The sequence below is a fragment of the Blautia wexlerae genome (genome assembly GCF_013300825.1).
Taxonomy (GTDB): Bacteria; Bacillota; Clostridia; order Lachnospirales; family Lachnospiraceae; genus Blautia_A; species Blautia_A wexlerae_B.
The window spans coordinates 13437-27256 of sequence record NZ_JAAIMY010000011.1 but is presented as its reverse complement, the minus strand read 5'-3'; the positions used below and the strand labels follow the sequence as shown (position 1 = coordinate 27256).

12 protein-coding genes are annotated in these 13820 nt (G+C 44.9%); 2 read left to right on the top strand and 10 right to left on the bottom strand.

Annotation, left to right across the window (positions count from 1 at the left end):
- Positions 1 to 7: 7 nt before the first annotated feature.
- Together G4417_RS07465 and G4417_RS07460 are read right to left on the bottom strand one after the other, a co-directional pair.
- Positions 8 to 808 (bottom strand): TerD family protein, encoded by an 801-nt coding sequence (locus tag G4417_RS07465; RefSeq protein ID WP_173683184.1) that lies wholly within the window; start codon positions 806 to 808, stop codon positions 8 to 10.
- Between the two features lie 174 nt (positions 809 to 982).
- Positions 983 to 2743 carry a DUF885 domain-containing protein gene (locus G4417_RS07460; RefSeq protein WP_173683183.1) on the bottom strand — a complete coding sequence of 587 codons (1761 nt, stop codon included), beginning with the start codon at positions 2741 to 2743 and terminating at the stop codon, positions 983 to 985.
- Between the two features lie 191 nt (positions 2744 to 2934).
- On the opposite strand from G4417_RS07460, the gene trxB reads away from it, so the two are divergent.
- Together trxB and G4417_RS07450 are read left to right on the top strand one after the other, a co-directional pair.
- Entirely contained in the window at positions 2935 to 3861 is a 927-nt protein-coding gene (gene trxB / locus G4417_RS07455; protein WP_173683182.1) for a thioredoxin-disulfide reductase, read from the top strand.
- Between the two features lie 161 nt (positions 3862 to 4022).
- Positions 4023 to 4769: a C40 family peptidase gene (locus G4417_RS07450; protein WP_243872091.1), complete on the top strand. Its 747-nt coding sequence runs from the start codon at positions 4023 to 4025 to the stop codon at positions 4767 to 4769.
- A 574-nt stretch (positions 4770 to 5343) separates the two neighbouring features.
- On the opposite strand, the gene G4417_RS07445 is transcribed toward G4417_RS07450, so the two are convergent.
- The 8 genes from G4417_RS07445 to G4417_RS07410 all read right to left on the bottom strand — a co-directional run bounded on the left by G4417_RS07445 (position 5344) and on the right by G4417_RS07410 (position 13805).
- A complete protein-coding gene (locus G4417_RS07445) occupies positions 5344 to 5961 on the bottom strand; it encodes a V-type ATP synthase subunit D (protein WP_173683180.1) in 618 nt (205 codons plus the stop codon).
- 18 nt (positions 5962 to 5979) lie between these two features.
- Entirely contained in the window at positions 5980 to 7362 is a 1383-nt protein-coding gene (locus G4417_RS07440) for a V-type ATP synthase subunit B (protein ID WP_008705343.1), read from the bottom strand.
- A 62-nt stretch (positions 7363 to 7424) separates the two neighbouring features.
- Complete coding sequence (locus G4417_RS07435) at positions 7425 to 9197, bottom strand: V-type ATP synthase subunit A (protein WP_173683179.1); 1773 nt, start codon at positions 9195 to 9197, stop codon at positions 7425 to 7427.
- Complete coding sequence (locus tag G4417_RS07430; RefSeq protein ID WP_173683178.1) at positions 9190 to 9777, bottom strand: V-type ATP synthase subunit E; 588 nt, start codon at positions 9775 to 9777, stop codon at positions 9190 to 9192. Before G4417_RS07430 ends, G4417_RS07435 begins: the two co-directional genes overlap by 8 nt.
- A 90-nt stretch (positions 9778 to 9867) precedes the next feature.
- Positions 9868 to 10176 (bottom strand): V-type ATP synthase subunit F, encoded by a 309-nt coding sequence (locus tag G4417_RS07425; protein ID WP_008705340.1) that lies wholly within the window; start codon positions 10174 to 10176, stop codon positions 9868 to 9870.
- Between the two features lies 1 nt (position 10177).
- Entirely contained in the window at positions 10178 to 10609 is a 432-nt protein-coding gene (locus G4417_RS07420) for an ATP synthase subunit C (RefSeq protein WP_008705339.1), read from the bottom strand.
- A gap of 144 nt (positions 10610 to 10753) precedes the next feature.
- A complete protein-coding gene (locus G4417_RS07415; RefSeq protein WP_173683177.1) occupies positions 10754 to 12694 on the bottom strand; it encodes a V-type ATP synthase subunit I in 1941 nt (646 codons plus the stop codon).
- A gap of 67 nt (positions 12695 to 12761) precedes the next feature.
- Complete coding sequence (locus G4417_RS07410) at positions 12762 to 13805, bottom strand: V0D/AC39 family V-type ATPase subunit (protein WP_173683176.1); 1044 nt, start codon at positions 13803 to 13805, stop codon at positions 12762 to 12764.
- Positions 13806 to 13820 lie beyond the last annotated feature (15 nt).

Sequence of the window (13820 nt, the reverse complement as noted above, 5' to 3'; positions counted from 1 at the left end):
TCCTTTCTCAGATTACCTGAACCCCATATAGCTCGCAGAGCCCGGCGAGATCTCTTGTGACTCCGTTTCCGATTGCATTGAATTTCCAGATTCCATTGTGTCGGTACACTTCTCCGATCATTATGGAAGTGACGTTGGAATAGTATTCGTCCATTTTGAAGCTGACCAGCTCTGTATCAGAAGTATCGGTGATTTTTATGTAGGCATCTCTCAGCATACTGAAATTCAGATGTTTTTCCAGTGCTTTGTTTATAGTAAGGACAAAAACGATTCTGGATACAGCAGGATTCAGTCTGTTAAAGTCCACAGATATGATCTCATGATTCTCTTCCTGACCTGCCCAAAAAGCAGTACTTCCATCCGGGCTTGTTTCCTGACCGTAGAAGACAAACCAGGAATCGCCGATAACCTTGCCTGTATTATTCAGAAGAAAAGCGGATACATCCACATCACATTCAGGATTAGTGATGTCCCATCCCAGATATGCCCGGATTCCTGTAATCCGGGCATTGGTTTCGAGAGAAACCTTCTGTCCCTTTCGAGCAGGATTTTTTAAGATTGGGACAGTTCTGGCGGCAGATTGAGCTGTAGTTCTGACAGAAGATGAATCAGCAGACGGAGCGGTGGCTCTGACAGAAGATGAAGCTGTAACTGGCGCAGAGCGGGTATGGGGGGAATTTCTGCAGCTCATGTTATTGATGCTGCCTATGCTGCGTGAGGACAATGGTTCCATGACTTTTTTAGTGTTGATAGTCAGAACAGTCTGTCTGTTTACTGCACCTGACAGATTTTCCGGTACATTAAGCATAATTGAACGTCACCTCTAATGATAAATATTTGGTAATTATTCAGCAGTATCCTTACAGTGACAGGTCAAAATATCCTGCAAAATAGCAGACTGCTGAATAATTACAAACAGATATAAATATTCTAAAATGTTTTACAGAAAATGTCAAACCGTAACGAGTGAACAGTAATTCGTTTATTTCATGTATTTTTCCAGAACCGGGAACTGTACAGGTCCGATGTCCAGAATCCGGCGGTGAAATTCTTTCAGGTCAAAAGCATCTCCAAGTCTTTTCTGACAGACTGTTTTCAGGTCAAGGAAATTCAGATATCCCCAATAGTATTTCAGATAGTTACCGGGAGTTTCCACAATATACTGATAGATTTCGGCAGCAGTGGAAGCATTGTTGATGCCAAATGCTTTCAGAAAGACAGCAGTGCGGGCTGCATCCCAGCCCCGGTAATGAATACCGATATCAATCAGGGAGTAAATACACAGATTCATACTCCTGTTTAACCAGGCAAGCCGGACGGCATTTTTTGCAGAATACGGATCCTTCATGAGGGAGGCGGCATATTCATAGCCGTATGATTCCACGTAGGTTGCCCAGCCTTCCACATAGCCGGAGGAAGTGACCAGATATCTGATGTCAGAGGGATTGTTTCCGGCAAAAGAAACTGTCTGGTAAAGGTGGCCGGGAAATCCTTCATGTGCCAGTGTGCCGAAAAGTTCCAGAGAAGAGGTACGCCCGGAATCGTTGATATAGATTACGTTGGGGCTTCGGGTATCCACAGGCGGCGTGAGGTAAAAAGCAGGACTTAAGAATTTTTTCATGGAAGGATGAACGGTGCGGAGTTCGTAAGTGGCATCTTGCAGTTCCGGGAAATCTTTTTTCATCAATTCCGGAAGCTTCTCCAGCATCTGAGTCGGTGTCAGTGTAGGTTCACCGGAACATTGATTCAGCCTGTCAATCAGGGAGGGATCCTGTTTTAGCAGAGAAGAAACCTCCCGGTAATCGGACAAAAGCTGAGCTGACATCCTTTTCTCGATTTGTCCGACAGGTACATAGGTTCCTGTCTGGCTTTGTAGCAGGTAGAGGTAATATTCACGCCCACCCTCAAAAAATGCCAGGCCCCGGCTACTTTTGCCTGTACCGCGAAGGCTTTCCAGACTGTCTGCCAGTTCCTGATAAGCAGGGATCACTTCGGTTAAGATCAGTTTATGATGATATGTACAGAGTTTTTTCTGATTCTCGCTGCTAAATGCAGGGTTTGAGAAAGCTTTCAGTTTCTGGGCAAAAATATCATCCATGTAGTTGGAGTCAGGATTCGCGACAAAAGAATGACATTGTTTCAGGATACGGTCCAGAGTTGTGTCGCTCATGAAAAGCCCTTCCTGGGATTTCTGCTTTTCCAGTTTTATAATACTTTGGAAATATGGTCTGACGGTACTCAGAAGTTTCAGATAATCAGAGATATCTTCTTTTGTCCGGAAAGTATATTCTGCCAGAAGAATGGGAAGCTGTGCCTGCACACCCAGACCCGGTCCCAGCGGCTCATCCAGGATGCTGTTTTTTCCAAGGGAGGCTCTGGTGTGAAAATAGAGAAGGAGCATATCACAGGTAAGCCGGTTTTCTTCGGAGAGTCTGGAATAGGCAAAGGATTTCAGCTCTTTCTCATATTCCTGACAGAGACTGGTGGTCTTAGCAGGGTCAGAAAGTGCAGTTCCAAGAGTTGCCTCGGGCTTTCTGATACCTTTTTTTTCAGGGTGTGCAAGAGTGTAGTGAAGGGTGAGGGTATTGCTGCATACTTCAGACCGGAATAATTTTTCCGTAAAGGTCTGAAAGCGGGAGTTTTCAGAAACGAAGTGGTCGGAGAGAACACCCATGCTGATGCCAATGGCAAAAACCAGACACAGGCAGAGGATTCTTTTGGGGATATTCCTATGAATACGCATATCCACCTCGGAAGCTGCTTTTTACTATTTTATTGGAAAAGAGGGTGGAGTATGCTATTATAGTTGGCAGCAGGTTATACTGTTTACAGTTGATGTTTGGTAAGCTGTTTTTGTGGGAGAGATGTGTGCGGCTGAGCACGGAGTGAACAGTAGTGGCAGTGAAGATTTTAGAGAGTACGAGGAGGATATATATGTCTGAAATTTATGATACAGCAATTCTGGGGGCAGGTCCGGCGGGGATCAGTGCAGCCATTTATGCAGCCAGAGCAAAGCTGAATACCTTATGGCTGGACAAACAGTTTGAACAGGGGGGTCAGGTGCTGAATACCTATGAGGTGGATAATTATCCGGGAATGCCGGGGATAAGTGGTATGGATCTGGGTGAGGCAATGGCAGGACATGCTGCGAAACTGGGGATTGAGCCACTCAGGGAAAATGTTCTTTCTGTGGAGGATGCAGGAACTGATAAGATCATCCGCACAAAGACACATGAATACAGAGCCAGAACAGTAATCCTTGCCTGTGGAGCCAGCCACAGGAAATTAAATATTCCGGGGGAGGAAGAACTGTCCGGAATGGGTGTTTCTTACTGTGCTACCTGTGACGGAGCTTTCTTTAAGAATAAGACTGCGGTTGTTGTGGGCGGTGGAAACATGGCAGTGGAAGATGCGATTTTTCTTTCCAGAATATGTAAGAAGGTTTATCTGGTTCACAGGCGTGAAGAACTTCGCGCAGAGCGGATTCTGCAGGAGAGTCTTTTTGCCTGTGAAAATGTGGAAATCAGGTGGAACAGCGTAGCTGTGGAGATTCAGGGCACGGAATGTGTCACAGGGCTTAAGATACGGGATGTGCAGGATGCCACAGAATCTGTGATTGCCACAGATGGCGCTTTCATTGCTGTGGGAATACTGCCGAATACAGATAAATTCAGGAATCTGGTGAAGCTTGATGAAGCGGGGTATATTGTGGCAGGAGAGGAAGGAATTACCGAAACACCGGGAATTTTTGCAGCAGGAGATATCCGCACAAAGATGCTTCGCCAGGTGGTAACTGCAGTGGCTGACGGGGCTAATGCGGTAGCCTCTGTGCAGAATTACCTGATTCATCGGAGAGACTGAAAATAGAGTGAAAAGTAATGAAAAAAGTGTGGGGAATGTTCTTCACACTTTTTTTATTTGACAAAATAGAGGATATTATGTTAACATACACAAATGCGTAACAAAACGTAACAAATATGTAATGATTTTATAGCAATGTATAACAGGAGTTGATTAATAAAATGAACAATAGGATAAAGATGATTTTAATAGCGGCAGTTGTGAGTTCTGTGGTTCTGACACAGGGCGTATGTGTAAGCGCGGCACAGTTTGATGATGGTGCGTCAGCGTTTTCTGATGGAACAGGAAGTGTAAGTGCACTGGCAAGTACACTGGCAAAGCAGACAGAAGAACAGACACAGGAGTTTGTGGCGAAGGAAGAGGAAGCTGCACAGATCAGAGAGGAACGCAGAGTGGAGAAAGCGCAGAAAGCTTCTGAAAAAGCAGAGCAGGAGAAAGAAGATGCTCTGCAGTTTATTCAGCAGACAATAGAAGAAGCTAAGAAGAAAGCGGAGGAAGAGGCCAGAAAGAAAGCCGAAGAGGAAGCGAAGAAGGCAGAGGAACAGCGTCTTGCGAAACGTCAGGCGATTGTGGATTTTGCACTGCAGTTTGAGGGAAATCCGTATGTTTACGGTGGAACAAGCCTGACAAACGGTGCAGACTGTTCAGGATATGTAATGTCTGTATTTGCTAATTTCGGTTACAGTCTTCCGCGTGTGGCTGCAGCGCAGTGTGATGCAGCCACAAAGAAAGATATCAGCCAGCTTGAGCCGGGAGATCTGGTATTCTACGGAAGTGGATATGTTGACCATGTGGCACTTTATATCGGTGATGGCAAGATTATCCATGCCAGTGGTGCTGCAACGGGAATCAAGATTTCCAACTATGATTACCAGCAGCCGGCAGCCGTGGGTACGTTTATGGAATAGCTGTAACGCTTAAAATTATATGATTCGACAAATTGCACAAAGAAAGTCGAAAGGTGGGAAAAGTGGATAAAGTCATACACACTCTATCCACATATGCAGTCATTGAAAAATCCCGTAAATTAAAGTTATACACAAAGTTATCCACATTATCCACATTTGATGTGTGTGGAATACTCGATTTACATAAGGAAAAAAGGAACAGATGTTTTGTATAAAATGATAAATCGACATTTTTGGACGAAAAAATCCTCAAATCTATTGACTTTTTTATATTCTAAAAAACGTATAATATTGTATAAAAAAGACAAAATATAATAATATATACATGAATAATCAGAATATTCAAAAAGATATTCTGCTAAACACTACAACAACAATGAAAAAAAGAATACATTTGACAGAAAAAGGAAATTTCCACATAGCAGAGACAGATGTGGATGAGAAATGCACAAAATGAATTCGGATGGGGATAACTTTCCATCTTAATCCAGCCCATCAGAGTGTGAAATCCTGCGTCAGATAAAAAGCAGCCGGATGAATAATAAATATTCATCCGGCTGCTTTCAGATATACACTATTTCTGCTTCATTCGTTTGATGACTTTCAGACGGGTAAATTCCTCACGTTCTTTCTCTTCCAGTGCATTCTGGATATCTTTGGTCAATGCTTCATACTTCGGAATGGTGATATTCTTCAGAGCATTGGCACGTTTCTGAGTTTTCTTGATATTGGCTGCAAGGCGGATGGCTGCGTTCTCCACCATGGACAGGCGGATGGACAGTTCTTTTACCTTTTCAAAGGCAGCCTTGGCTTCGTCCAGAGACATCTTTGTGCTGTAGTAGGCATAGGTGGGAGTGTTAGTGGTTTTGTCATATTCCACCAGAGGAATTTCCGTACCCATAACACTTCGGGTTTTAATGCGTATAGAGTTCTCGACAGGAACCGTACACGCGATCTGCTGGACAAAGGCGATACCAATCTCCATATTGGCTTTCTGCAGGGCAGCATATGCAGTGCGGAAAGTCACATCGATCTGTGTCTGGATATCCTTTGCGTGATCAATCAGCTCCATCATTTCACGAATCAGGATGTTACGCTTTTTGTCCATCAGCTCATAGCCCTGACGGGAAAGCTTCAGTGAATTCTTTGCAAGTATCAGGTTTCCCTTGGTGGGAAAGGTATTCGGATCCATGTAATCACCTCGCTTCTTTTAGCGTACTGTTTCGTGATAGTACTTGTCAAGGATCTTCGTATCAATTCGGTCGAGTTCTTCTTTCGGAAGAAGTCCCAGAAGCTCCCAGCCCTTATCCAGGGTTTCGGTGATACTTCGGTTCTCGGTTTCGGACTGTCCTACAAATTCACTCTCAAAAGCTTTACCAAATACCAGATAGCGTTTATCCAGCGGGGAAAGCTCATCCTCACCGATAACGGAAGCAAGGGCTCTGGCATCTCCAACCTTTGCATAGCAGGAGAAAAGCTGATTTGCCACGTCCTGATGGTCTGCTCTTGTATAGCCTTCACCGATACCGTCCTTCATCAGACGGGAAAGAGATGGCAGTACGTTAATAGGCGGATAGATTGCCTGTCCATGAAGCTGTCTGTCCAGAACGATCTGACCTTCGGTGATATAACCGGTAAGGTCAGGAATCGGGTGAGTGATATCATCGTTTGGCATGGTCAGGATCGGGATCTGGGTTACGGAACCCGGTTTGCCTTTTACGATACCTGCACGTTCGTACAGGGTTGCAAGCTCGCTGTACAGATAACCCGGATAACCTTTACGGGACGGAATCTCACCTTTGGAGGAGGAAACCTCTCGCATAGCCTCACAGAAGGATGTGATATCTGTCAGGATGACCAGGATGTGCATTCCTTTTTCAAAAGCAAGATATTCTGCGGCAGTGAGGGCGATCTTCGGTGTAAGAAGACGCTCAACAACCGGATCATTTGCAAGGTTCAGGAACATGACCACATGGTCTGCGGCACCGCTTTCCTCGAAGGTACGGCGGAAAAATTCCGCTACGTCATATTTGACACCCATTGCCGCAAAAACAATGGCAAAATCCTCATCAGAGTCTTCTCCCAGAGAAGCCTGCTGTACGATCTGTGCGGCCAGCTTATCGTGGGGAAGACCATTTCCGGAAAAGATCGGAAGCTTCTGTCCTCGGATCAGGGTGGTCAGTCCGTCGATTGCGGAAATACCGGTGTTGATATAGTTTCGGGGATATTCACGTGCTACCGGGTTCAGCGGCAGACCATTGATGTTTAATTTTACATCCGGGGTGATGTCCCCCAGACCGTCGATGGGCTGTCCGATACCGTTAAAGGTTCGTCCGAGGATTTCCGGGGAAAGTCCGATTTCCATGGGACGTCCGGTCAGCCGGGTATGGGTGTTGCCTAAGGACATACCGTCTGTTCCTTCAAAAACCTGGATAACAGCCTTGTCCTCATAAATCTCAATAATACGGCCGATCTTGCGAGTCCCGTCATCCATGTGAAATTCCACGATTTCCTCATAGGAGGCATTCTTGACGCCTTCCAGGACCACCAGAGGTCCGTTTATTTCGCTTAAGCCTAAATATTCAATTGCCATAAACTTCTCCTCTCTGTTACGACTCATAGCCGGTTATGGCTATGAATGTAACTGTTCCGGCATCAGCCGTTTTTTTTCATTATGTTATCATAGAAAGTATCAATGTCCTGCTTGTATTGGTCAAATTTATCAAGCTGATTATTTGCCACATCATATTTAATGGAAATAATTTTTTCAAAAATGTTGTTGCCCTCTTTCAGTACGGAAACCGGCATGCCCCGGTTGATGAGTGCGCGGCATTTCTCGTAGAGATAGAGGATGATCTCCATCATCTTAAACTGTTTTTCCATTGGTACGCAGGTGTCTTCTGCGTGGAAAGCGTTCTGCTGGAGGAAGCCCAGACGGATGACTCTGGCAATTTCCAGCGTCAGTTTCTGGTCATCCGGAAGAACGTCACTTCCGATCAACTTGACAATCTCCATCAGGGAGCTCTCCTGATTTAGGATTGCCATGAGCTGATTTCTGTCTGCTACAAATTTCGGGGAAACATGCTCTCTGTACCATGGAGTCAGGTCTTCCAGATATTCACTGTAGCTGGTGAGCCAGTGGATTGCCGGGAAGTGACGGGCATAGGCAAGGGATTTGTCCAGTCCCCAGAAACAGCGGACGAAGCGCTTGGTATTCTGTGTGACAGGCTCTGAGAAATCACCACCCTGTGGAGAAACTGCTCCGATAATGGAGACAGAGCCTTCGGTTCCGTTTAAGTTCTGCATCATTCCTGCACGTTCATAGAATGCGGACAGCTTGGATGCCAGATATGCAGGGAAACCTTCCTCTGCAGGCATTTCCTCCAGACGGCCGGACAGTTCTCGAAGAGCTTCTGCCCAACGGGAAGTGGAGTCTGCCATGATAGCTACGTCGTAACCCATGTCCCGGTAATATTCCGCAAGAGTTACACCTGTATAAATAGAAGCTTCACGCGCCGCAACCGGCATGTTGGAAGTATTGGCAATCAATGTGGTTCTGTCCATCATCAGGTTTCCGGATTTCGGGTCGATCAGTTTACTGAAATCTTCCAGAACCTGAGTCATCTCGTTTCCACGTTCTCCGCATCCAATGTAGATGATAATGTCTGCGTCAGACCATTTTGCAATCTGATGCTGAGTCATGGTCTTACCTGTACCGAAACCTCCCGGAACAGCGGCTGTACCGCCCTTTGCGATAGGGAAAAGAGTGTCCAAGATACGCTGGCCTGTGACAAGCGGGACGCTTGCAGGGAAACGTTTGTGGGTTGGTCTCGGGATACGGATCGGCCATTTCTGTGCAAGTGCCAGATCTTTGGTGGTTCCGTCTGTGAACTGAATGGTTACGATCGGTTCCAGAATGGTGTATGCTCCGTCAGATGCCGCGTGGATAACTGTGGCTTCTGTAAGATTCGGAGGAACCATGGATTTATGGAGAATGGAGTCTGTTTCCTGAGTTTCTGCGATAACAGAGCCGGGACCTACAACATCTCCTTCTTTTACTGTGATGTGAGTGTTCCATCTCTTTTCTGTGTCAAGGGAATCAACGCTGACACCTCGTGAAATATATTTGCCTGAGGCTTTGGCAATCTCTTCCAGAGGACGCTGGATACCATCAAAAATATTGTGGATGATTCCAGGTCCCAAAAGTACAGAAATGGCATCTCCGGTTCCTGTAACTGTATCGCCTGGTTTCAGTCCTGTAGTCTCCTCGAAAACCTGTACGGTGGTCATGCCTTTCTTCAGGCCGATGATCTCACCTACCAGATGTTCCGGACCTACATAAACCATCTCGGAAATCTTAAATCCGCTGTCGCCCTTCAGATAAATGACGGGGCCGTTGACACCGTAGATAATACCTGTATTACTCATGTTCTGGTCCTCCGTCAAACTTGAATTCTTTGTATGCTGCCTCAAAATTTCCTGCAAAAGAGTGATCAATCAGGATGTTTTTGTGAGGGATTGTGGCGCGGATTCCACCAAGGAAAGAATCTTTGGAAAGCAGGATCGCGGCACCTGTTGTCTGCTGAAGTTTTTCTGCAAAGGAGCTGTCCTCTGGAGATAGATAGATAGTGATCTCATCATTTCCTGCGAAATCCAGAGCTTCTTTGATCTTAGCAGTTAAATAGTTCTCATACTCCGGAGTTTTGGTAAAAGATTCCAGAAGTCCTTTTACTTCGGAGAAAATTTTCTCTTTTAATTCGTTCTGTTTTCTGGTCCAGTCACGCTTGATGGTGAGCTGTTCTGCGGAGAGTGCCTTGTTTATTTCACGTCGGGCGCTGGCAGTTTCCGCTTTGATCTGTGTCTGGGCGTTTTCCTCACTGAGAGTTTTGTGTTCTTCTGCCATTTTCTCCAGAGCCGCTTTATGTTCATCGAGAATGGCGGCAGCTTTTTCGTGGGCTTCCTCTACAGTGATATCATAAAAATGGCTGAGTTTTTCATCAATTGTCATGTTAACACCTGCCTGTAATATTTAGATTGTTACTGTTCCGCACCTGTTATTGTTTATTCCGTTTTCATCAATACGATTCGTGCGGTATATTTACAGCTTTAAACCAATAGCTTCATTCACATATGAAGTGATAAAATCCGGTTTGCGGCCAGTACCGTGCCTGTCGGGAATTTCGATAATCAGAGGGGTCTTGTGATGAAGCTTTACATCATCTATAATTTCGGGAAACTCCCGGCCGAATTTTTCGGTCAGGAGTATGATTCCGATTTCTTTATTGGAAATAGCTTTCTGTAAAGCATCTTTTAATTCATCATGTGTGTGTACGACTACGCCCTCTACACCTGCCAGTCTCATCCCTGTGTAGGTATCGATATTGTCGCTGATCAAAAACATCTGCATCTTATAACTGTCCCAGGATCATGAAGGAGATGATCAGTCCATAAAGGGCAACACCTTCTGCAAGACCTACGAAAATAAGGGATTTACCAAGGATACTCTGATCCTCGCTGATAGCGCCTAAGGCTGCGCTTGCCGCACTGGCAACGGCAATACCACCACCGATACAGGAAAGACCTGTTACAAGAGCTGCTGCGATATAACCCATACCTGTTGCAAGTGTGCCTTCAGAGCCTGCAGCGGCCTGTACGGAAGAAGCACCTGTGAACATAACTGCAATGGCGATAAGCATGGTTCCAAAGAAGAAGAATGCGTTTACACCGAGAGCTGTTTTGTAACGTCCGCGGTTTTTTTCACCGATGAGATAGTAGCCAAATGGAAGAATGATGCTGAGTACCAGTGCGATTGCTAAAATGATCTGTGCGATTGTTGTCATAATTAAATCTCCTCTTAGTTCTTGATTTTGCTGTTCATATATATCATATTTATTCGGCTTTGAATATCTGGCTGACTGACAGATATGGGTTTCCCGTGGATGATATATAAATGAAAATAGTATAATTTCTGATGATCTTTTCGTTTATTTTACAGAGCGGAACGGCTCAAATTTACGTCCTGTACCTTTGTAGAAGCGGCTGAACATTTCGTAATATTCCAGACGAAGCACCTGGATACCAACGATCAGGCCTTCCATACCACATACAAAAAGGTTTCCCAGAACTACTACTATCCAGTTCAGGTTTCCGCTTTCTGCGCCTGCAAGCATGAGAACAACTTCCATCATTGCTGCATGGCTGACTGCGAAAGCTCCGATACGGACGAAGGAAAGGGTATTGGAGAAGTAGCTTAACAGGACTTCAAACATTTCAAAAAGTCCCTGTACAATGAACATTCCCTTCTCTTTCGGCATAACTTCTGATTTCTTCTCAATGAGGGCAGTAAGTGGCTCTTTCAAAAAGATCAGGATCAGTGGTACGCCGAACATGATAAACAGTACGATTCCGCCGGGAAGTGTTTTGCCATTGAGTATCAGTGCAATGGAAGCAACTGCAGAGCCGTAGAATACCAGACCTGCCACTGAGTTTGTATCAAACCAGATGTGTTCTACGTCTCTGGCTTTCCAGGCGTTCAGAATGTTAAATACCATACATAAAAGGATCAGGCACATACCAAAACCAATGGCAACAATAAATACCGTATTCAGCTTTCCGATAAACGGAACTGACATCATATTGTTCATCGGGCGAAGCCACAGGGCTGGTATCACATCTTCGAATCCGAAGATACTTCCGAACATAAATCCGAAGATTGTGGAGAACACACCTGCACAACTGATAATGCCTGCCAGTGTGATATGTTTGAATTTATAAAGCAGGAAACCACCGATAAAGAGCAGCAATCCCTGCCCCACATCACCGAACATTGCACCGAAAATAAAGGAATAAGTCAGTGCTACAAACCATGTTGGATCCATCTCGTTATAGGCTGGAAGACCATACATTTTGATGTACATTTCAAATGGTTTAAACAGTTTCGGGTTCTTCAGTTTGGTAGGTGGCTGCTGGTGGATGCCTGGCTTCAGATGTTCGTCCTCTTCACCGTCAATAATGCAGAAAATGCGGCTGTCGTCTTTGATATCATTCTGGAAAGAATGGGCATCTTTCTCTGTCATCCATCCACATAAGATATAGAAAACGTCCTTATCCCCATGTGTACATGCTGCAAGTCTGCGCACATCAAAGTTACCGGAAAGCTGTGCGATAGCATTGCGTGATGCAACGATATCTTTCTGATTTCTAAGAAGAAAATCTGCTTTTTTTTGATCGGCAGATGCCAGATCAGCAGCAGCTCTGTTGCGTGTTTCAGTCAGTTGTTCGAAAGCTTCTTTTGCTGTTCCTTCATACGTATCTGGCATATAAATACGCTCGAAGTGCATGGAAGAATAGACGGCTTTTACTTTCTGGGCTTCGTGCTCCGGGACAAAATACAGACCCCAGACATACTGGTCATCTTCATCACATTTAATGAAAATTGTGTCCAGATTTTCGTAAATATACTTTTCGAATTTCTGGTAATATTCCTTCTCAATCCTTCCAAAACGGAAGTGGATGAACTGGAATTTCAGGATTGAGGAAATATTGTAATTAATATTTCTGAACGGGCGGATCACTCGCAGAGATTCATCCAGAGCTGCAAGCTGACTCTCCAGATCAGCACGTTTATTGCTTAGTTCCTGATAATCAGACTGAATCCGGCGGATTGTATTTAAAGCCTGTTCAGTATCCATGGGTTTGGCAGAAATCTTCTCCGGATCTGCCAGTTCATCATAGAAACTGTTGGCAGTAGAGAGTGCTTCCTTATATGGATTGATCTCCATAAACGGAGAAAGACTCTCTACTGCGGTCAGCTCGGAAAGGGCATTTTCCAGATGAATTTCGTACTTGGAAAGATAGGTGTTTACCACTCTGTCAATATCGGCCTTAGGACCGGTAATGCTCAGGAACTTCATTTTCTCAATCATAAATTCACCTCCTGGTTAATGTTCTTTAAACTGCGAAGCAGTTATTCAGTTATGCGTCATATAGAAATCAACTGTTGCAAATATAACGCATGGCTTCATCATGCTGCACGCCATAACGTACGCATTCAATGGCGATAGTCAGACGGTTTACTTCGTGTTCCTTGTTATACAGGTAAGAATAGATTACTGCTACAGAATATGGATTTCTGTGGGATTCCTTCTCAAGGATCGAGCGGTGGATGTGGTTGTAGAATTCTTCCAGATTGGCTACGGTAAGCTGTTCATATTGGTTGCCGTACCATGTTTTCTGGAAAATTCTTCGACTTTCTTCGTATGAAGGTGCTTCCACCAAAGCTGTGATCTCTTCTTTCTTTAACTTATAATTTACAGGGATCAGCAGGGCATAAATACTTGCCGGATCCATGTTGTAATACCTTTTGGAACGCTGGATAAACTGCAGGTTCAGCATATCAAATTTCTCGCCGTAAGTGCGGGTAATCTCTTCCAGATCTTTACCTTTAAACAGCTTCTTACGGATGTTCCAGATCTGGGTAAAATAGTACAGATCCAGTGCCATACCATAGTCGAAGAGAAGTGCTGTTTCATGCTCCTGGATCTTCGAAAGCGGGATGTAAAATTCGTTTCCTTTGAGGCAGGAGATCAGTTCCTCCATGGTGGAACAGGTAGTGATCCGGTCTACATCAATATTGGAATGCAGACGGAAAAATTCACGGTACGGAGAAACATCTACAGGATCTGTGTCACGGTGATCGAAGATATTTGTCATGACTTCTTTCAGTACACGGATTTCATATCGCTTGGAATACAGATCCAGAAATTTACGTTGCTCCGGGTTGGCAAAGTGATAAATTCTGGAGAAATTCTGGAATATGGATTTCTTCAGAAGCTTCTCAATCTGGCCACGGTGCAGGGTATTTTCATCCAGTGCATCCCACCTGGAAGAGTATTCCGGCATTCGCTTCAGATAGGCGGCTACCTGCGTGACATCGGAGAGCTGGAGGATTTCCTCGAACTGTTCCATGGTAGTAAGCCTGCTCTGCATTGCGCGGATTTTCGTGGAAAGTCCGCTGTAGGAGAGTACGCCTCCCATTGTTTTTCACTTCCT